Genomic DNA, 18491 nt, shown 5'->3' on the forward strand with positions numbered 1-18491 from the left:
AGGGCGGGGCCTCCATGGACGCACCGCTGGCCAAAGTCATGCCCGCCCAGTGGCAGGGCCTGAGCTACCACGAGCTCAACGCGATGCTCAACCTCTACGGCCCCGACGGTGAGATCCAGTTCGAGGCCGATCAGCTCGCGGCGCGGCAGTACTTCCTGGACCACGTGAACACCAACACGGTCTTCTTCCACAACCTGGAGGAGAAGCTCGGCTACCTGGTCAAGAACGACTACTACGAGCCAGAGACGCTCGAGCAGTACTCCCAGGAGTTCATCAGCGCCATCTTCGACCGCGCCTACGCCGCGAAGTTCCGCTTCCCGACCTTCCTCGGTGCCTTCAAGTTCTACACCTCCTACGCGCTGAAGACCTTCGACGGCGATCGCTACCTGGAGCGCTACGAGGACCGGGTCACCATGGTCGCGCTGCACCTGGCCCGCGGCGACGAGCAGCTGGCGATCAAGATGGTCGATGAGATGATCTCCGGCCGGTTCCAGCCCGCGACCCCGACCTTCCTGAACTCCGGGAAGAAGCAGCGCGGCGAGCTGGTCTCCTGCTTCCTGCTGCGCATCGAGGACAACATGGAGTCCATCGCGCGCGCCATCAACTCCTCGCTTCAGCTCTCCAAGCGCGGGGGAGGCGTGGCGCTCTCGCTGACCAACATCCGGGAGAACGGCGCCCCGATCAAGCACATCCAGAACCAGTCCTCCGGGGTGATCCCGGTGATGAAGCTGCTGGAAGACTCCTTCTCCTACGCCAACCAGCTCGGAGCACGCCAGGGCGCCGGCGCGGTGTACCTCAACGCTCACCACCCGGACATCTTCCGGTTCCTCGACACCAAGCGGGAGAACGCGGACGAGAAGATCCGGATCAAGACGCTCTCGCTCGGCGTCGTCGTCCCGGACATCACTTTCGAGCTCGCCAAGAAGAACGAGCCGATGTACCTGTTCAGCCCCTATGACGTCCAGCGCGTCTATGGCAAGGCGTTCAGCGAGATCTCTGTGACCGAGAAGTACCACGAGATGGTCGACGACGCGCGGATCCGCAAGACCAAGATCAACGCCCGTGAGTTCTTCCAGACCCTGGCCGAGATCCAGTTCGAGTCCGGCTACCCGTACGTGATGTTCGAAGACACGGTCAACCGTGCGAACCCGATCGCAGGGCGGATCTCCATGTCCAACCTGTGCTCGGAGATCCTGCAGGTCTCAGAGCCCAGCGAGTTCGCCGACGATCTGAGCTACTCGGAGATCGGCAAGGACATCTCCTGCAACCTGGGCTCGATGAACATCGCCAAGGCGATGGACTCCCCGCACTTCGGGCAGACCATCGAGACCGCGATCCGCACCCTGACCGCCGTCTCGGACATGTCCTACATCAACTCGGTGCCCTCCATCGCCGAAGGCAACCGCCGCTCCCACGCGATCGGTCTGGGGCAGATGAACCTGCACGGCTACCTGGCGCGGGAACGCGTCCACTATGGGTCCGAAGAGGGCATCGACTTCACCAACATCTACTTCTACACGGTGCTCTTCCACGCGCTGCGCGCCTCGAACCAGCTCGCGATCGAGACCGGTCAGAGCTTCGACGGCTTCGAGAACTCGCAGTACGCCTCCGGTGAGTTCTTCGAGAAGTACACCGAGCAGGTCTGGGCACCGGCGACCGAGAAGGTCCGAGAGCTCTTCGCCCACGTGGACATCCCCTCCCAGGCCGATTGGCGTGAGCTCAAGGCTTCGGTCATGGCCCACGGGATCTACAACCAGAACCTGCAGGCCGTGCCGCCCACCGGCTCGATCTCTTACATCAACAACTCGACCTCCTCGATCCACCCGGTGGCCTCGAAGATCGAGATCCGCAAGGAGGGCAAGCTCGGGCGGGTCTACTACCCGGCGCCCTATCTCACCAACGACAACCTGGAGTACTACCAGGATGCCTATGAGATCGGGTACGAGAAGATCATCGACACCTACGCCGCTGCCACTCAGCACGTGGACCAGGGCCTGTCCCTGACGCTGTTCTTCAAGGACACCGCCAGCACCCGCGACATCAACAAGGCGCAGATCTACGCATGGCGCAAGGGCATCAAGACGCTCTACTACATCCGCCTGCGTCAGCTCGCGCTGGAAGGCACCGAGGTCGACGGCTGCGTCTCCTGCATGCTCTGACCCTCGGGCCCATCCGGGTCGTGATCACCACGGCCCGATCCGGAACCCCGCTTCTTCTAGAAAGAGACTCCTGACGTTGACATCATCTAAAGCGCTCCTCGAGCACGTCGAGGCGATCAACTGGAATCGCCTGGAAGACGAGAAGGACAGCGAAGTCTGGAACCGGCTGGTCAACAACTTCTGGCTGCCGGAGAAGGTGCCGCTGTCCAACGACGTCCAGTCCTGGGCCACGCTGACCGAGGAGGAGAAGACCCTCACCATGCGGGTCTTCACCGGACTCACCCTGCTGGACACCATCCAGGGCACCGTCGGTGCCGTCGCGCTGATCCCGCATGCCCTGACCCAGCACGAGGAGGCGGTGCTGACCAACATCTCCTTCATGGAGTCGGTCCACGCCAAGTCCTACTCGCAGATCTTCTCCACGCTGTGCTCCACCAAGGAGATCGACGAGGCGTTCCGCTGGTCCAAGGAGAACGTGAACCTGCAGCGCAAGGCGCAGATCGTCATGGACTACTACCACGGCGATGACGGACTGAAGAAGCGGGTGGCCTCGACCATCCTGGAGTCCTTCCTCTTCTACTCCGGTTTCTACCTGCCGATGCACTGGTCTTCGCGGGCAAAGCTGACCAACACCGCGGACATCATTCGACTGATCATCCGTGACGAGGCCGTGCACGGGTACTACATCGGGTACAAGTACCAGCGGGCCCTGGAGCAGGAGAGCCCGGAGCGTCAGCAGGAGCTCAAGGACTACACCTACGAGCTGATGTACGAGCTCTACGAGAACGAGCTGCAGTACACCCACGACCTTTACGACGGCGTGGGCCTGAGCGAGGACGTCAAGAAGTTCCTGCACTACAACGCCAACAAGGCCCTGATGAACCTGGGCTACGAGGCGATGTTCCCCAAGGAGATCAGCGAGGTGAACCCCGCGATCCTCTCCGCGCTGAGCCCCAACGCCGACGAGAACCACGACTTCTTCTCCGGCTCCGGGTCCTCCTATGTGATCGGCAAGGCCGAGGAGACCGAGGACGACGACTGGGACTTCTGATCCACTCGTGCACCTACCCATGACAGACACAGGGCCGCTCCAGGTCTATCGGCAGAGCGCCAGCCACGGCGCCGAGGCCGATCTGGAGCTGGCCCTGTCTCTGTTGCGACGCACGCGCGCCACGAGTCGAACCCGGGACGATCAGGGGCCGGCTGACCGTGGGATCCCGCCGCTGCTGCGGCTCTACCGGCCGGAACCCACAGTGGCCTTCGGGCAGCGGGACGAGCGGCTTCCCGGTTTCGACGACGCCGCCCAGGTCTGCCGGGACGAAGGTTTCACACCGCTGGTGCGTCGCGCCGGGGGCCGCGCGGCGGCTTATCACCAGGGTTCACTGGTCATCGACCACATCGAGCCGGACCCCGATCCGATCCGGCACTCTCAGAGAAGGTTCACCGAGTTCGGCGAGCTGCTGCGCGAAGCGCTGGAGATCGCAGGCGTCACAGCCCGTCTGGGACCGATCCCGGGGGAGTACTGCCCGGGCGATCATTCGGTCCACGGAATCTCACGGGAGCAACCGGATCTCAGGATCAAGCTCATCGGAACCGCCCAGCGAGTGATCAGCTCCGGCTGGTTGTTCTCTTCCTCGATCATTGTCGAGGACGGAGCCCCGATACGAAGGGTGCTCTCCGGCGCCTACGCGGCGCTCGGGATCCCCTGGGACCCACTCACCGCCGGTGCGATCACCGACCTCGGGGTGCAAACCACTGTGGAGCAGATCGAGGCGGCGGTGCTTGAGGTCTATCGCCGACGCTTCACGCTGGAAGAGATCGACGAGCCCTCGCCGATCCCTTCCAGCGCCGCTGCACACGGCTGAGCAGCGTGTGCCGCTGATCAATCGCCGCCACTGCTCAATTGCTGCAGCCGCTCAGTGGCTGCACCGGATCAGTGGCTGCAACTGATCAGTTCAGCGGATGATCACTCGCCGCGGTCGATCCAATCCTGCAGCTGCGGAGACTCGGTCCCGATCGTGGTTGAGGGGCCGTGTCCGGTGTTGACCAGAGTCTCAGCCGGAAGCTGCTGGAACAGCCGAGTCCGGATCGACTCGATGATGGTCTCGAAGCTGGAGTAGGACCGGCCCGTCGCGCCGGGGCCTCCGGAGAACAGGGTGTCTCCGGAGAACAGCACCGGCTGGGTGGTCCCATCCGGTCCGGTCAGCGACTCGGAGTAGAAGCAGGTGGACCCGGGGGAGTGGCCGGGGGTGTGGATAGCCACCAGGGTGGCGTCTCCCACGGTGAACACGTCGCCGTCGCTGATGTGCACATCCGGCACGGTGCCCTCATGCACCGCGTCCCAGAGCATCTGATCCTCCGGGTTCAGATGGATCCTGCCGCCGAGGCGCTTCTGCACCTCCAGGGCCTGACTGATGTGGTCGTCGTGCCCGTGGGTGAGCAGGATCGCGCTCACGGCGCGCTCTCCCACGGCATTGGCCACGGCGTCGGCGTCGTGCGCCGGGTCGATGATGATCACCTCGTGCTCATCGCCGATGATCCAGATGTTGTTGTCCACATCCCAGGTTCCGCCGTCGAGGGAGAACGTTCCGGAGGTGACGAGATTCTCAAAGCTGGTGCTCATGGGGTTCCTCAATTCTGCGTGGAGGACTGCAGCTCGACCACCGAGCGCAGCACCTCGCCGCGGTTCATCGTGTCGAAGGCTTCCTGGACCTGGTCGAGAGACACCCGTTCGGTGACGAAGGCGTCGAGGTCGAGATTGCCGTTGCGGTAGTGGCTGACCAGCATCGGGAAGTCTCGGGAGGGCAGGCAGTCGCCGTACCAGGAGGACTTCAGCGAGCCGCCGCGGCCGAAGACGTCAGCCAGTGGCAGCTCCAAGGTGTGGGAGGGGTCAGGGACCCCGACCAGCACCACGCGTCCGGCGAGATCGCGGGCGTAGAACGCCTGCTTATAGGTCTCGGGGCGGCCCACGGCGTCGATGACCAGATCAGCGCCGAATCCGCCGGTCAGCTCGCGGATGCTCTCCACGGCGTCGGACTCCTTGGAGTTGATCGTGTGGGTGGCGCCGAGCTCGGAGGCCTTGGTGAGCTTCCGCTCATCCAGGTCCACGGCGATGATTGTGGTGGCTCCGGCCAGCTTCGCACCGAGCACGGCTGCGGTGCCCACCCCGCCGGCGCCGATCACGGCCACGGACTCGCCGCGCTTGACCTCTCCGGTGTTGATCGCAGCACCGATGCCGGCCATGATTCCGCAGCCCAGCAGACCCACCGCAGCATTGGACTCGGCCGGGACATCTTCGATGAGGGTGCACTGTCCGGCGGCCACCAGGGTCTTCTCGGCGAAGGCTCCGATGCCCAGCGCCGCTTCAAGAGGCGTGCCGTCGGTGAGGGTCATCTGCTGCTGCGCATTGTGGGTGTCGAAGCAGTACTTCGGCTCGCCCTTGCGGCAGGCGCGGCATTCCCCGCAGACCGCACGCCAGTTCAAGATCACGGTGTCCCCGACCTTGACGTTGGTCACGCCCTCGCCGATCTCCGAGACCCGCCCGGTGGCCTCGTGGCCGAGCAGGTAGGGGAAGTTGTCTCCCACCTCACCCTGTTGGTAATGCTGGTCGGTCTGGCACACGCCGCAGGTCAGGACATCGACCACCACCTCGCCGGCGATCGGGTCCGGGACGATGATCTGCTCCAGGACGGCGGGACCGTCCTTCTCTTTGACGACGACGGCATTCACGGTCTGGGGCATTGCCAGCTCCTCAATATCTGCAGGTCACACGTTCGGCGCGGGTCCCGCGCCGGTTTCCACGATATCTCAGCGGTGAGCGCTGAACCTCAGCCGGTGAAGGCCTGGGGGAACTGGAGGATGATGCTGCCCACCACCACCAGGTAGATCAGGACGATCGCCACCCACCACCAGTCGGCGGAGAACTTCTGCAGCCCGGGACCCACCGGAAGCGCGCCGGTGGCGATGTTGCGCGCAGTCACGATCACGAACATCGGGATGACCGCCGCCCAGACCACCATGCAGTAGGGGCAGAGGGCGCCGATCACGAACACCGCCTGGGACCACAGCCAGATGCAGAAACCGAGTGCGAAGGTCACTCCGGCCTGCAGACCGAGCCAGTACCAGCGGGGCAGCGGGACCCGGCCGAGGATGGTCACCGCCACCAGGATGGCCAGCGGGAATCCCACGACGCCGAGGAAGATGTTCGGGAATCCGAAGCTCGAAGCCTGCCAGGAGTCCATGACCAGGCCACAGGAGACCCAGGGATTGATATCGCAGGCGGTGGTGTAGTCCGCATCACGCCAGAGCTGGATCCGCTCGTACATCAACAGCCCGCTGGCCACCGCCGCCACGATCGAGGTCAGCAGCAGCCAGACCCCTACCGATCGCGTGGAGGCGACGCGCGGGCGAATCAGCTGATCAGTTCGGTGTGGGGCCATGCGGGGATTCTACGCAAGATATCTGGAGCGGTATGCGATACTGAGTCACATCGGCGCGCGGACCACACCCGCAGACCGAGAAGGCTTGTATGGCATCACCCCAGCCGCAGAGAACCCGCTGTGAGATACCGTCACTGCGGAGGCGAGGGAGCGATGAACAGCCACTGGAAGGCCGCGCAGAGCGCGCTCCGTGAGAATCGGAGCAGCGCCCGGAAAGCCAGTGGAGCTGGGCACAATAGGTTTGAGACAACATCAATATGTGGAATGAGCAGGTCGCACCCTTTGTGAGAGCCAGGGTCAACGCGACCGGCTGAATCCACCTAAGCAGAGCCGCAGATGCGGTGAGTGTGGCACCGTGGGAGCGGTCAGGAGCAACTCCATAATGTCCCACCCCGAGACCCCCGCAGACGACACCGCGGGCAACAACGACATCTTCAATCCGTTCAGTGCACCACAGCCGCCGAAGCAGAGCGCAGAGCCCGCCGCTGAGGCCGATGAGACGGATGCCGCTGGACCCACCGTGCAGGACGACGCCGTCAACGTCCTCTTCCAGGCGCCCGACCTTGCCACCGTCAAGGCTCGCAGCAGCGCCAGAGACGAGTCCACCGGCTCCCGGGAGGGCCGTTCCGGGAAGAACGATCGGTCCGAGCACAACGAGTCATCGCAGTCCGACGCAGGGCAGTCCAACAACCAGCAGTCCGGGAACCAGCAGGACCGGGCCTCGTCAGAGGAAGACTCGCAGGGCTGGGACTCCTCCTCGGATGAGGACCAGGACGGCGACGGATCAGGGCGCCGGTCGCGTCGGAAGCGCCGCCGCGGCGGCCGGAACAAGAATCGCGGCTCCGAGGGTTCCTCGGACTCCGGCGATTCCGGATCCTCGGACGCTGGACGCGGGCAGGATCCGACGGGTCAGCGCGACTCCGAGAGCAAGGACGATTCCAAAGGCTCGGCGTCGAAGAACGCCGACTCCTCTGCCTCCGGTGAGCAGGGCCGCGCTGCCACCGGTGAGAACTCCGCCGAGGATGACTCGCCGGTGATCCGCAAGCGGCGGCGTCGTCGTCGTGGCAGCTCCGACCTTGAGGTGGAGTCCAACGAGGACGATGCTCACACCGTGACCCGGGTGCGCGCCCCGCGCGAAGCCGCAGAGGCTCCGGCGTCGGACAAGGTCACCGGGCTCAAGGGTTCCACTCGGCTTGAGGCCAAGCGGCAGCGCCGTCGCTCCTCCCGAGACACCGGTCGCCGTCGGCAGGTGATCACCGAGGCCGAGTTCCTGGCTCGCCGCGAGTCCGTGGACCGCAAGATGATCGTGCGCCAGCGGGGGGAGCGGATCCAGATCGGTGTGCTCGAAGACGGTGTGCTCGCTGAGCACTACGTCTCGCACACCACCCAGGACTCCTTGATCGGCAACGTCTATCTGGGCAAGGTCCAGAACGTGCTGCCCTCCATGGAGGCTGCCTTCGTGGACATCGGACGAGGCCGCAATGCCGTGCTCTACGCCGGTGAGGTCGACTGGGCCGCGTCCCGCCTCAACGGTGGACCCCGGAAGATCGAGAACGCCCTGAAGTCCGGGGACTCCGTGCTGGTCCAGGTCACCAAGGACCCGGTGGGACATAAGGGCGCCCGGCTCACCAGCCAGATCTCGCTGCCCGGCCGCTACCTGGTATTCGTCCCCGGCGGTTCGATGACCGGGATCTCACGGAAGCTGCCCGACACCGAGCGGGCCCGACTGAAGAAGGTCCTGAAGGATCACATGCCGGACAACGCCGGTGTGATCGTGCGCACCGCCGCCGAGGGTGCCTCAGAGGAGGAGCTGACCAACGACATCAACCGGCTGCGCGCGCTCTGGGAGCAGATCCAGCGCCAGTCCGAGGACAAGAAGGTCCTCGCACCCGAGCTCTTCTACGCCGAACCGGACCTGACCATCAAGGTGGTCCGCGACGTCTTCAACGAGGACTTCTCCTCCATGGAGGTCCAGGGCGAAGAGACCTGGGACAACATCGAGGCCTACGTCACCTATGTAGCCCCGCACCTGCTCGATCGGCTGCAGCAGTGGATCCCAGAGGAGCAGAAGAGCAACGACATCTTCGCCCACCACCGGATCGACGAGCAGCTGAACAAGGCGCTGGACCGCAAGGTCAACCTGCCCTCCGGCGGTTCGCTGGTCTTCGACCGCACCGAGGCGATGACCGTGGTCGATGTCAACACCGGCAAGTTCGTCGGATCCGGCGGAAACCTCGAGGAGACCGTCACCAAGAACAACCTCGAAGCCGCCGAGGAGCTGGTGCGCCAGCTGCGTCTGCGCGACATCGGTGGGATCATCGTGGTCGACTTCATCGACATGGTCCTCGAGGTCAACCGGGACCTGGTGCTGCGCCGCCTCGTCGAGTGCCTGGGCCGTGACCGGACCAAGCATCAGGTCGCCGAGGTGACCTCACTGGGGCTGATCCAGATGACGCGCAAGCGCATGGGCACCGGACTCCTGGAGGTGTTCTCCGAGGACTGCGAGCACTGTGCTGGACGCGGCGTGATCACCCACCCAGAGCCGGTGGAGCACGGCGGATCCTTCACCTCACACGGGGAGCCGCAGAAGGCACGGGCGCCTAAGAAGCGGCGCAAGTCCAAGGGCCGCCGCCCCGAGGATGACCAGGACGCCGCCCAGCCCGCCCAGCAGTCGTCCCCCGAGGTCAGCGCAGAGGAGAAGCAGCGCCAGGAGAAGGCCCGCCAGGCGCTGGCTCAGGTCGCCGCCGCGACCGCCTCCAAGCACGCCGAGGAAGAGCAGCGCTCCACCGAGGGTGAGCGTGCCAAGGCCGAGGAGCCTGAGCAGAACCGCAACGACGGCGGCCGCGCCGGGCAGAACGCGCAGTCCGGCGCCGATTCCGGCACAGGCTCACGTCCGGCCCGCCGCCGAGGCCGCCGCAGCGCCAGCCAGCCCGCGGGCAGCACCGCGCAGAACAACACGGCGCAGAACAACACGGCGCAGGAAAGCACCGCGCAGAACAGCTCCGGACCGGCCGACGCGGCCGCTTCGGACAGCGACGCCGGCACCCGTGCGGGCTCTGCCAAGGCCGAGGCCGGGCAGACCGACGCAGCCAAGGCCGACGCAGCGAAGTCCGGTGCTGCGAAGTCCGAATCCGGGACCTCCAAGGCCCCGGCGGCGTCCACGGATGCTCCGGCCGAGAAGGTGTTGCGGATCGGCGGCGAGGAGGTTCCGCTTCCGCGCGCCGAGAAGCGCGACCAGAAGGCTTCCGCCTCGGCGGGCGCCTCGGGCAAGGACAAGCAGGCCTCGCTGGACACCCTGGGTCAGGCGCTGGACTCGCGTGAACCGCGCAGCCCGGCACCGACCCGCCGTCGTCGTCGTGCCGCCGGATCCGTCCAGGGAGCCTCCGGTGAGGTCCAGCAGATCGCCGCCGCAGAGAAGCCAGAGGGCAAGACCTTCTCTTCGGCTCAGACCGAGCAGGGCGCGGTCGAGACGCCGAAGAAGAAGCCGACCGGCGAGCCGGTGATGTTCGGCGTCGGGGTCAAGGCCGAGGAGATCTCCCGCCCCGAGTAGTCGGTGGGCCGAGCCCGCTCACCTCCTGGCGGGGAGGCGGGCTCGGTCAACTTGCTGTCCCCAGGCTCCTCGCGTAAGGTTGACCCTTGGTGTGATAAGCACCGACATGTCTTCCGCGCAGATCTGCGGAGAGTCTCCCTCGGGGAGATCACCCGCGATCTGCGCGATTGGTTTTAGTCCGAATGATCATCGAGAGAAGTGAGTCCCAAGTGGTGTACGCGATTGTCCGCGCTGGCGGCCGCCAGGAAAAGGTTTCCGTTGGAGACCTCGTGACCGTTGACCGAGTTCCGGGCGCGGCAGGCAGCACCATTAAGCTGCCGGCAGTGATGCTGGTGGACGGGGACAAGGTCACTACCGCAGCAGATGAGCTCGCCAAGGTCTCGGTCGAGGCCGAGGTCCTGGAGAACATCCGCGGTAAGAAGATCGTCATTGAGAAGTTCAAGAACAAGACCGGCTACCGCAAGCGCCAGGGTCACCGTTCGGAACTCACCCGCATCAAGGTGACCTCGATCGCCTGAGGCGTTCCAGGTTCGCAGATTCCCCGTTCTTCCTGAGAGGTAGGCAGACCCAATGGCACATAAAAAAGGTGCGAGCTCGACTCGCAACGGCCGCGATTCCAACGCCCAGTACCTGGGCGTGAAGCGCTTCGGCGGCCAGAACGTCTCCGCTGGCGAGATCCTGATCCGCCAGCGCGGCACCAAGTTCCACCCCGGCGTGAACGTCGGGCGCGGCGGCGATGACACCCTCTTCGCACTGGCCGAAGGCGCTGTCGAGTTCGGCAGCCGCCGCGGCCGGAAGGTCGTCAACATCGTCCCAGCAGCCTGATCCAGGCCTGCACAGACGTTTCGCACGTAAAGTCGAGGGTGGGCCCACTTGATGGGCCCACCCTCGACTTGTCTTAAGTCAGAATTTTCTTCAAGGAGTCTCCCGCCATGGCACATTTCGTCGACCGAGTGGTCCTCCACACCACAGGCGGTAACGGTGGCCACGGCTGCGTCTCCGTGCACCGCGAGAAGTTCAAGCCGCTCGGCGGCCCGGACGGCGGCAACGGCGGCGACGGCGGCTCCGTGGTCCTGGTGGTGGACCCGCAGACCACCACGCTGCTGGAGTACCACCACCGCCCGCATCGCCATGGCGAGAACGGGGGAGTGGGCCAGGGTGACCTCAGGCACGGCACCCGTGGACCGGTGCTGGAGCTCCCGGTGCCCGAGGGGACCGTGGTGAAGGATCGCGAGGGCCGTGTCCTGGCCGACCTCGTCGAGCCCGGCGCACGGTTCACGATCGCTGAAGGCGGTCAGGGCGGGCTGGGCAACGCCTCGCTCGCCTCGAAGAAGCGCAAGGCCCCCGGCTTCGCGCTGCTGGGCACCCCGGGTGAGGCCAACGACGTCGTCCTGGAGCTGAAGTCCGTCGCGGACATCGCCCTGGTCGGCTTCCCCTCTGCGGGCAAGTCGAGCCTGATCGCGGCGATGAGCGCCGCGCGGCCGAAGATCGCGGACTACCCGTTCACCACCCTGGTGCCGAACCTGGGAGTCGTCCAGGCCGGCGAGACCCGGTTCACCGTGGCCGATGTGCCCGGGCTGATCCCCGGAGCCGCCGAGGGCCGGGGCCTGGGACACGAGTTCCTGCGCCATGTGGAACGCTGCGCCGCCCTGGTCCACGTGCTCGACTGCGCCTCCCTGGAGACCGATCGTGACCCGCTGGGCGACCTCGATGCCATCGAGGCCGAGCTCGCCGCCTACGCCCCGGACAAGGTCGAAGGTGCCGGTGGCACCGAGGACGCCTCCTCGAACGCGGTCCCGCTGAACGAGCGTCCCCGGCTGATCGCGCTGAACAAGACAGATCTCCCCGACGGGGCGGCGATGGCTGAGATGGTGCGGGCCGATCTCACGGCGCGCGGCTATCGGGTCTTCGATGTCTCCGCGCTGAACCGCGAGGGCCTGCGTGACCTGGGCTTCGCCATGGCCGAGCTGGTGCTGCAGGCGCGCGCCCAGCGCGAGATCGAACCCGCACCGGTGCCGGTCACGGTGCGGCCGCGGGCAGTGAACCGCAAGCAGTTCACCATCACCGCGGAGTCCAAGGGCGGGGAGCCGCTGTGGCGCGTGCGCGGTGACAAGCCCGAGCGCTGGATCCTGCAGACCGACTTCGGCAACGACGAGGCCGTGGGCTACCTGGCCGACCGCCTGGTCGCGGTGGGCATCGAGGATGAGCTCTTCAAGCAGGGCGCCAAGCCTGGCGATGCGGTGGTCATCGGCTCCGAGGCTGACGGCGTGGTCTTCGACTGGGAGCCCACCATGGCTGCCGGCGCCGAACACCTGGGCGGCCCGCGCGGCACCGACCTGCGCCTGGACGATCACTCCCGGCCCACTCGCGCGGAGAAGAAGCAGGAGCAGGCAGACCGTCGCGCCGCGAAGGCCGCGACCCGCGCGGAGATGGACGTGGAGTACCGCACCCAGAACGGCGCGCCCACCAAACGCAAGGACGACGGGGCGCCGACCAGCGTCACCGATGAGGACGGGGTGGAGATCTTCTACCCGCACGGCAACCCGGATGATCTCCAGGACGAGGGCTTCGGCGCTGACCAGGAGGAGGCCGAGAGGCGATGAGCACGCCCCGGCTGACCGAATCGATGGTCGCCTCCCGGGGCGACCTGGTCGACGCCCGCCGTGTGGTCGTGAAGATCGGGTCCTCCTCGCTGACCACCCTTGACGGGGGGATCTCGGTGGACGCGCTGAACCGGCTGGTCGCCGACCTCCAGGTGCTGCGCGAACGCGGCACCGAGGTGGTCCTGGTCTCCTCCGGTGCGATCGCCGCGGGACTGGCCCCGCTGGGGCTGGGCATCAGGCCCGCCGACCTTGCCACCCAGCAGGCGGCGGCTGCCGTCGGGCAGGGACTGCTGCTGGCGCACTACACGCGTGCCTTCGCGCAGTACCAGACCACGGTCTCCCAGGTGCTGCTGACCGTGGAGGACCTGATGCGGCGCACCCAGTACACCAATGCGCTGCGCACCCTGGAGAAGCTGCTCAGCCTCGGCGCCGTGCCGGTGGTCAACGAGAACGACGCGGTGGCCACCCATGAGATCCGGTTCGGCGACAATGACAGGCTCGCCGCGCTGACCGCGAACCTGCTGCGCGCGGACGCCTTGATCCTGCTCTCCGATGTGGACGCGCTCTACGATGGTCCCCCGGATCAAGGTGGTGCACCGGTGGCGCACGTCTCCGGCCCAGCGGACCTCACCGGGGTGACCCTGGGTCGCCGTGGGAAGGCCGGGGTCGGCACCGGAGGCATGGTCACCAAGGTGGAAGCCGCCCAGATCGTCGCCTCCAGCGGCATCCCGGCCCTGCTGACCTCGGCCCCGAACGCCCGCAGACTCTTCCACGGCGAGCAGGTGGGCACCTTCTTCGAAGCCAGAGGACGACGCCGCGGCGCCCGGTCCGCCTGGATCGCCCACCTGGCCCACCCCAAGGGCCGGCTGAGCATCGACGACGGGGCGGTCGCCGCCGTCGTCGAGGGCCGCCGCTCGCTCCTGCCGGCCGGGATCCTCTCGCTCAGCGGTGACTTTGAGGCCTCGGACCCGGTGGAGATCACCGACCGCAGCGGCGCCGTGCGGGCCCGGGGACTGGTCGGCTACTCGTCCACCGAGCTGCCACAGATGCTCGGTCGTTCCACCGCCGAGCTGGGCACTGAGCTGGGGCCGGAATATGAACGTGCAGTGATCCACGCAGATGACATCGTCCGCATCGAGACTAGGCTGTGAACATGGCAGAAGATCAGCAGACCGAAAGCACCGCCACCGAAGCGTCCGCCGAGCAGAGCAAGCCGGACCCCGCTGCGGATTCCTCCGCGGAGACCGCGGCCGGGATCCGGGAGGTCGCCGCGCGCGCCCGGGACGCCTCCCGGGGCCTGCGTGGGCTGGACCGTGAGCACAAGGACCGGACCTTGGCCGCGGTGGCCTCGGGCCTGCGCGAGTCCATCGCGTCGCTGACCGAGGCGAACCAGGAGGACCTGGATCGTGGCCGTGAAGCCGGACTCAGTCGTTCCCTGCTGGATCGACTGGCGCTGAGCCAGGATCGCATCGAGGCCCTCGCCGCCTCCGTGGAGGAGATCATCGGCCTCGATGACCCCGTGGGACGAGTGCTCCAGGGTCGCACGCTGCCCAACGGGCTGCGCCTGACCCAGGTCAGCGTCCCGCTCGGTGTCATGGGTGTGATCTACGAGGCCCGTCCCAACGTGACCGTGGACATCGCCGCGCTGGGACTGAAGTCCGGCAACGCCGTCATCCTGCGCGGTGGTTCCGCTGCACAGAAGACCAACGAGATGCTGCTGGCGATCATCCGCGACGCGCTGCGCACCACTGCGGTGCCGGTGGACGCGGTTCAATCGATCGACGGCTTCGGACGCGAGGGCGCGACCGCGCTGATGACCCAGCGCGGCTCGGTGGACGTGCTCATCCCGCGCGGCGGCCACGAGCTGATCCAGCACGTGGTGCAGAACTCCCGGGTCCCGGTCATCGAGACCGGCGAGGGCAATGTGCACATCTACATCGACGCCGACGCCGATGCCGAGACCGCGCGCAACATCGTGGTCAACGCCAAGACCTCCCGGCCCAGCGTGTGCAACGCGGCCGAGACCCTGCTGCTTCATGCCCAGGCCGCCGACGCCGGCCAGGAGGTGCTGCGCGGACTGCTGCGAAGCGGCGTGAACCTGCACCTCGACGCCAGGGCGCGGGAATGGCTGCCAGCAACTCAGCCCGAGAGCCTCACCGAGGATCCGGTGAAGTTCGGCACGGTCACCGAGGTCACCGAGGAAGACTTCGCCACCGAATATCACGATCTCGAGATCGCGGTGGCAGTGGTGGACTCCCTCGACGAGGCCATCGAGCACATCACCCGCTTCTCCACCGGACACACCGAGGCGATCGTCACCGACTCGGTCTCCAACGCCGACCGGTTCGTCGCGGAGATCGATGCGGCAGCGGTGATCGTCAACGCCTCCACCCGCTTCACCGACGGCGGGCAGTTCGGTCTCGGCGCCGAGGTCGGGATCTCCACGCAGAAGATGCATGCCCGCGGTCCGATGGGCATGGCCGAGCTGACCACCACCAAGTGGGTCGTGCGCGGCGAGGGCCAGGTCCGCGCCTGATTCCGCGTAGACTGTTGACCGATCAATTCACGTTCGTCCCAGATGAGGGAGAAGCATGCTCAACCTGCACGTCATCGCCACGGTCCTGGGGGCTGAGGCCCATGAAGCCAGCCCACTGCCCATCGACGCGATCTGGTACGGGCTGATCATGTTCGCACTGCTGATGTTCCTGCTGCTGATCACCCTGAGCTTCGCCGGCAAGGGCCGCCAGCTGCCCGCCGAGCCGCACAGCGATCACTGACCCTCTTGGAGCAGCGTCACCCGCACGTCGCGGCAACCTCAGAGCGCCGATCCGGTCGGCTGCGACTGGGCATCATGGGTGGCACCTTCGACCCCATCCACCACGGACACCTGGTCGCGGCCAGCGAGGTCGCCACTGAGTTCGCGCTCGACGAGGTCATCTTCGTGCCCACCGGTCAGCCGTGGCAGAAGGCGGGGCGCGAAGTCGCACCCGCCGAGCACCGCTACCTGCTCACCGTGGTCGCCACCGCGGCGAACCCCCGCTTCACCGTCTCCCGGGTAGACATCGACCGCGGGGGAGCGACCTACACCATCGACACGCTGCGAGACTTCCGCAGGATGTATCCGGATGCCGAGCTGTTCTTCATCACCGGTGCCGACGCCATGGCGCAGATCATGTCCTGGAAGAACGTCGATGAGCTCTGGGAGCTCGCGCACTTCGTCTCGGTGACCCGCCCCGGCTATATCTCCGAAGACTTCGGGCGCACCAACGAGATCTCACTCATGGAGATCCCGGCGATGGCCATCTCCTCCACCGACTGCCGGGAACGGGTCCGGGCTGAGAAGCCGGTCTGGTACCTGGTGCCCGACGGCGTGGTGCAGTACATCGCCAAGCACCGGCTGTACCAGGCAGATTCAGCTGAGCCCGCGCGTTGAGTGCTTCGCGCGCTCACGCCTCGGCATACGATGGATTCCGGTGCTCCAGAGTCGAGACCAATTTGATCAAGGGCAATGTTCCGCCTCAGACGCAACTGTCTGACCAGGGACTTCAGGAGGCTGCACGATGACCGCAGAGAACACCGAGCCGAACGACGCGCCAGGTGGTGCAGATCTGCGCGCCCGCTATCTTCCGGTCTCACGCAAGGAGCTGCGCCGCCGTCGCGAGGCCGGGATTGCCGATGAGCCGCGCCCCACGCAGGCCCAGGAAGCGCCGACCGATGCTCCGGTCGATTCCATGACGGCCGAGGAGTCCCCGGCTGCGGAGGACTCTGCGACGACGTCGGCGCCGGAGGAGTCCGGGACGGTTGAGGGGTCGGGGACTGAGGATGACCCCGAAGTGGCTGACCCCGAGGGCGAGCCTGACTCTGCGGCCGACGGCGGGGGCGAGGCAGACTCAGAGGCCGACTCAGAAACAGACGCTGACTCAGAGGCTGACGCCGAGGCGCAGACCGATGCCGAGTCCAGCTCGGTTCCCACCTTCACCACCGGCTCGGAATCCACCTCCGGCCCCGGCCCCGGCGCACCAGGCCCCTGGGGCTTCAGCCTGCCCACGCCCCCCGCCTCCGAGCCTGCCGTGCCCACCGAGCCGGCCCTGCCCGCGGGCTCCGCATTGCTCGCCGAGACCTCTGAGCAGGGGTCCGAGGACGCAGCAACCGAACCCGCCACCGGGTCTGAGCCGGGCGGCACCTCAGAGGAGGTCCTCGAGGGTGGGCAGGCGGAGCCCGCGGAATTCTTCGGCAGCGAGGAGATCGAGGGTCCGGAGGACCGTGCGGAGACCGACCCCGCCGAGGATGAACTCTCGGCGGAACCCACCGAGGACGAAGACCCCGCAGAAGCCACCGAGGGTCCCGCAGAAGGCGCCGAGGTCGACGCGGCCGCCACGGTCGAGCCTGGATCCCCTGCATCGCAGCCCGCGCAGCCCCGGCCTCAGGACCTCCCTGGTACCGATCTCGATGATCAGGACGAGGCGCCGGTCCCCGCATCCCGGAAGTCCCGCCGCGGTCTGCAGGTCACCGAGAACATCGCGGAGCTCTCCGCGGACAAGCTTGCGGAACTGCAGGAGATCAACGAGGCCGTCGCCGCCGCGGATGATCCGCACCGGGTGGACCCCGAGCTGCTGAAGAAGCAGCAGGCGCTGGCGGCCAGAGCCATGCAGGCCAATCAGGAGCGGCTGCGCAAGGAACAGGTCGCAGCAGATCGAGACGCCAAGGAGCGCCGTCGTCGTCTGCGACCGGAGTCCGAGGTGATCACCCGCAAGGCGCTCCGGGCCCATATGGAGTCCGACGAGACCGCTGAGCCCAGTGACTACGCGACCGGCTCCATCGAACCGATCCAGGCGCGGGGCGCCCATGGCCTCGAGATCGACGCCATGGTCGAGCACAGCACCCGCCAGGGAGCGCGTCAGTCCATGATGGGCTGGCTCGTGATCATTCTCGCCGTGCTGCTGGTCATCGCACTCGGTGTCGTACTCTCATTCATCCTCTAAGCTTGGACGTCATGGCTATCACCGAACTTGTGCTCTCTGAACTCCGCACCGCGGCCTCCGCTGCGGCGGATAAACTCGCGACGAACATCGTCGGGTTGGATGTGGGAGAGCGACTCGGCATCACCGATGCCTTCCTGGTCTGCTCGGCGCCCTCCGAACGGCAGATCGGCGCCATCGTCGATGAGGTGGAGCGCCAGCTCAAAGAGCAGCACGACTCCTCACCGCTGCGCCGAGAAGGCCGAGGCAGCGGCACCTGGGTGCTGCTGGACTACGGTCACATGGTCGTCCACGTCCAGCACGAGGAGGAGCGCGCCGTCTATGGCCTCGACAGGCTCTACGCCGACGTGGCCAAGGTCGACCTGCAGCTGCCCGCTGAGCAGTAGAGCAACTCGCATCGCCCCAAGTCAGCGAGTTGTCGCGGTGACTCCACGGCACTGGGATCTCGATTTGCACAGCGATTCGGATTCACAGTAGAGTAGGGGAGTTGCCGCGGCGCAGATGCTGAGTCGCGGTGATGATCTGGGGGTATGGCGCAGCTGGTAGCGCGTCCGCATGGCATGCGGAAGGTCAGGGGTTCGAGTCCCCTTACCTCCACAGATCAGTTGGCCCGGAGTCCACCAGGACTTCGGGCCTTCTTTGTATGCGGAGTGCTTCCACGTGAGCTTCGTGGACGCCGGGGAAGTCAGGTGCGTCTTCCGCTGGCACGCCTGGTGGTCAGGGGTAGGCTTGAGTCGACCGTCACATCTGACCTCGGAGGT

General features: G+C 66.5%; 16 protein-coding genes and 1 tRNA gene. 14 read left to right on the forward strand and 3 right to left on the reverse strand.

From position 1 onward, the window contains the following. Positions 1-14: 14 nt before the first annotated feature. The 3 genes from nrdE to HNR11_RS11195 all read left to right on the forward strand — a co-directional run bounded on the left by nrdE (position 15) and on the right by HNR11_RS11195 (position 4024). Positions 15-2159: a class 1b ribonucleoside-diphosphate reductase subunit alpha gene (nrdE, locus tag HNR11_RS11185; RefSeq protein ID WP_083505000.1), complete on the forward strand. Its 2145-nt coding sequence runs from the start codon at positions 15-17 to the stop codon at positions 2157-2159. 76 nt (positions 2160-2235) lie between these two features. Next, positions 2236-3210, forward strand: coding sequence for a class 1b ribonucleoside-diphosphate reductase subunit beta (nrdF, locus tag HNR11_RS11190; protein WP_058889215.1), 975 nt, complete (start codon positions 2236-2238; stop codon positions 3208-3210). A 19-nt stretch (positions 3211-3229) separates the two neighbouring features. After that, entirely contained in the window at positions 3230-4024 is a 795-nt protein-coding gene (locus tag HNR11_RS11195) for a lipoate--protein ligase family protein (protein ID WP_246310391.1), read from the forward strand. Positions 4025-4125: 101 nt separating this feature from the next. Here HNR11_RS11195 and HNR11_RS11200 read toward each other — a convergent pair whose 3' ends face one another. The 3 genes from HNR11_RS11200 to HNR11_RS11210 all read right to left on the reverse strand — a co-directional run bounded on the left by HNR11_RS11200 (position 4126) and on the right by HNR11_RS11210 (position 6598). Continuing rightward, positions 4126-4782 (reverse strand): MBL fold metallo-hydrolase, encoded by a 657-nt coding sequence (locus HNR11_RS11200; RefSeq protein ID WP_179442351.1) that lies wholly within the window; start codon positions 4780-4782, stop codon positions 4126-4128. Positions 4783-4790: 8 nt separating this feature from the next. Beyond that, entirely contained in the window at positions 4791-5900 is a 1110-nt protein-coding gene (locus HNR11_RS11205; RefSeq protein WP_179442353.1) for an S-(hydroxymethyl)mycothiol dehydrogenase, read from the reverse strand. Positions 5901-5986: 86 nt separating this feature from the next. Further along, positions 5987-6598, reverse strand: a complete 612-nt coding sequence (locus HNR11_RS11210; protein WP_058889211.1) for a vitamin K epoxide reductase family protein — start codon at positions 6596-6598, stop codon at positions 5987-5989. Positions 6599-6980: 382 nt separating this feature from the next. Between HNR11_RS11210 and HNR11_RS11215 the strand changes: the two genes are divergently transcribed. From HNR11_RS11215 to HNR11_RS11265, 11 genes are all read left to right on the forward strand, one after another. After that, positions 6981-10148 (forward strand): Rne/Rng family ribonuclease, encoded by a 3168-nt coding sequence (locus HNR11_RS11215; RefSeq protein ID WP_179442355.1) that lies wholly within the window; start codon positions 6981-6983, stop codon positions 10146-10148. Between the two features lie 209 nt (positions 10149-10357). Further along, complete coding sequence (rplU, locus tag HNR11_RS11220) at positions 10358-10666, forward strand: 50S ribosomal protein L21 (RefSeq protein WP_058889479.1); 309 nt, start codon at positions 10358-10360, stop codon at positions 10664-10666. Positions 10667-10718: 52 nt separating this feature from the next. Then, a complete protein-coding gene (gene rpmA, locus HNR11_RS11225) occupies positions 10719-10973 on the forward strand; it encodes a 50S ribosomal protein L27 (RefSeq protein WP_036475435.1) in 255 nt (84 codons plus the stop codon). Positions 10974-11080: 107 nt separating this feature from the next. Beyond that, on the forward strand, positions 11081-12751 hold the full coding sequence (obgE, locus tag HNR11_RS11230) for a GTPase ObgE (protein WP_179442357.1): 1671 nt from the start codon (positions 11081-11083) through the stop codon (positions 12749-12751). Further along, a complete protein-coding gene (gene proB, locus HNR11_RS11235) occupies positions 12748-13902 on the forward strand; it encodes a glutamate 5-kinase (RefSeq protein WP_179442359.1) in 1155 nt (384 codons plus the stop codon). The genes obgE and proB overlap by 4 nt, the downstream gene beginning before the upstream one ends. Positions 13903-13904: 2 nt before the next feature. Next, the gene (locus tag HNR11_RS11240) at positions 13905-15287 is read left to right on the forward strand and encodes a glutamate-5-semialdehyde dehydrogenase (RefSeq protein WP_179442361.1); all 1383 of its coding nucleotides are present in this window, start codon (positions 13905-13907) and stop codon (positions 15285-15287) included. A gap of 55 nt (positions 15288-15342) precedes the next feature. After that, the gene (locus HNR11_RS11245; protein ID WP_179442363.1) at positions 15343-15528 is read left to right on the forward strand and encodes a hypothetical protein; all 186 of its coding nucleotides are present in this window, start codon (positions 15343-15345) and stop codon (positions 15526-15528) included. Between the two features lie 5 nt (positions 15529-15533). Beyond that, entirely contained in the window at positions 15534-16184 is a 651-nt protein-coding gene (gene nadD, locus HNR11_RS11250) for a nicotinate-nucleotide adenylyltransferase (RefSeq protein WP_281366241.1), read from the forward strand. Positions 16185-16311: 127 nt separating this feature from the next. Next, positions 16312-17733, forward strand: a complete 1422-nt coding sequence (locus tag HNR11_RS11255) for a hypothetical protein (RefSeq protein ID WP_179442366.1) — start codon at positions 16312-16314, stop codon at positions 17731-17733. An 11-nt stretch (positions 17734-17744) separates the two neighbouring features. After that, positions 17745-18116, forward strand: coding sequence for a ribosome silencing factor (gene rsfS, locus HNR11_RS11260; protein ID WP_058889204.1), 372 nt, complete (start codon positions 17745-17747; stop codon positions 18114-18116). Positions 18117-18254: 138 nt separating this feature from the next. Continuing rightward, positions 18255-18327 (forward strand) — tRNA-Ala (locus HNR11_RS11265). Positions 18328-18491 lie beyond the last annotated feature (164 nt).

This window comes from Nesterenkonia sandarakina, assembly GCF_013410215.1.
GTDB classification, from domain to species: Bacteria; Actinomycetota; Actinomycetes; order Actinomycetales; family Micrococcaceae; genus Nesterenkonia; species Nesterenkonia sandarakina.

Coding starts and splice junctions, on each gene's coding strand:
- HNR11_RS11210 (WP_058889211.1), bottom strand. CDS start 6,598: ATGGCCCCACACCGAACTGATCAGCTGATTCGCCCGCGCGTCGCCTCC.
- HNR11_RS11205 (WP_179442353.1), bottom strand. CDS start 5,900: ATGCCCCAGACCGTGAATGCCGTCGTCGTCAAAGAGAAGGACGGTCCC.
- HNR11_RS11215 (WP_179442355.1), top strand. CDS start 6,981: ATGTCCCACCCCGAGACCCCCGCAGACGACACCGCGGGCAACAACGAC.
- obgE (WP_179442357.1), top strand. CDS start 11,081: ATGGCACATTTCGTCGACCGAGTGGTCCTCCACACCACAGGCGGTAAC.
- nrdE (WP_083505000.1), top strand. CDS start 15: ATGGACGCACCGCTGGCCAAAGTCATGCCCGCCCAGTGGCAGGGCCTG.
- HNR11_RS11195 (WP_246310391.1), top strand. CDS start 3,230: ATGACAGACACAGGGCCGCTCCAGGTCTATCGGCAGAGCGCCAGCCAC.
- HNR11_RS11245 (WP_179442363.1), top strand. CDS start 15,343: ATGCTCAACCTGCACGTCATCGCCACGGTCCTGGGGGCTGAGGCCCAT.
- rpmA (WP_036475435.1), top strand. CDS start 10,719: ATGGCACATAAAAAAGGTGCGAGCTCGACTCGCAACGGCCGCGATTCC.
- proB (WP_179442359.1), top strand. CDS start 12,748: ATGAGCACGCCCCGGCTGACCGAATCGATGGTCGCCTCCCGGGGCGAC.
- HNR11_RS11200 (WP_179442351.1), bottom strand. CDS start 4,782: ATGAGCACCAGCTTTGAGAATCTCGTCACCTCCGGAACGTTCTCCCTC.
- HNR11_RS11240 (WP_179442361.1), top strand. CDS start 13,905: ATGGCAGAAGATCAGCAGACCGAAAGCACCGCCACCGAAGCGTCCGCC.
- rsfS (WP_058889204.1), top strand. CDS start 17,745: ATGGCTATCACCGAACTTGTGCTCTCTGAACTCCGCACCGCGGCCTCC.
- HNR11_RS11255 (WP_179442366.1), top strand. CDS start 16,312: ATGACCGCAGAGAACACCGAGCCGAACGACGCGCCAGGTGGTGCAGAT.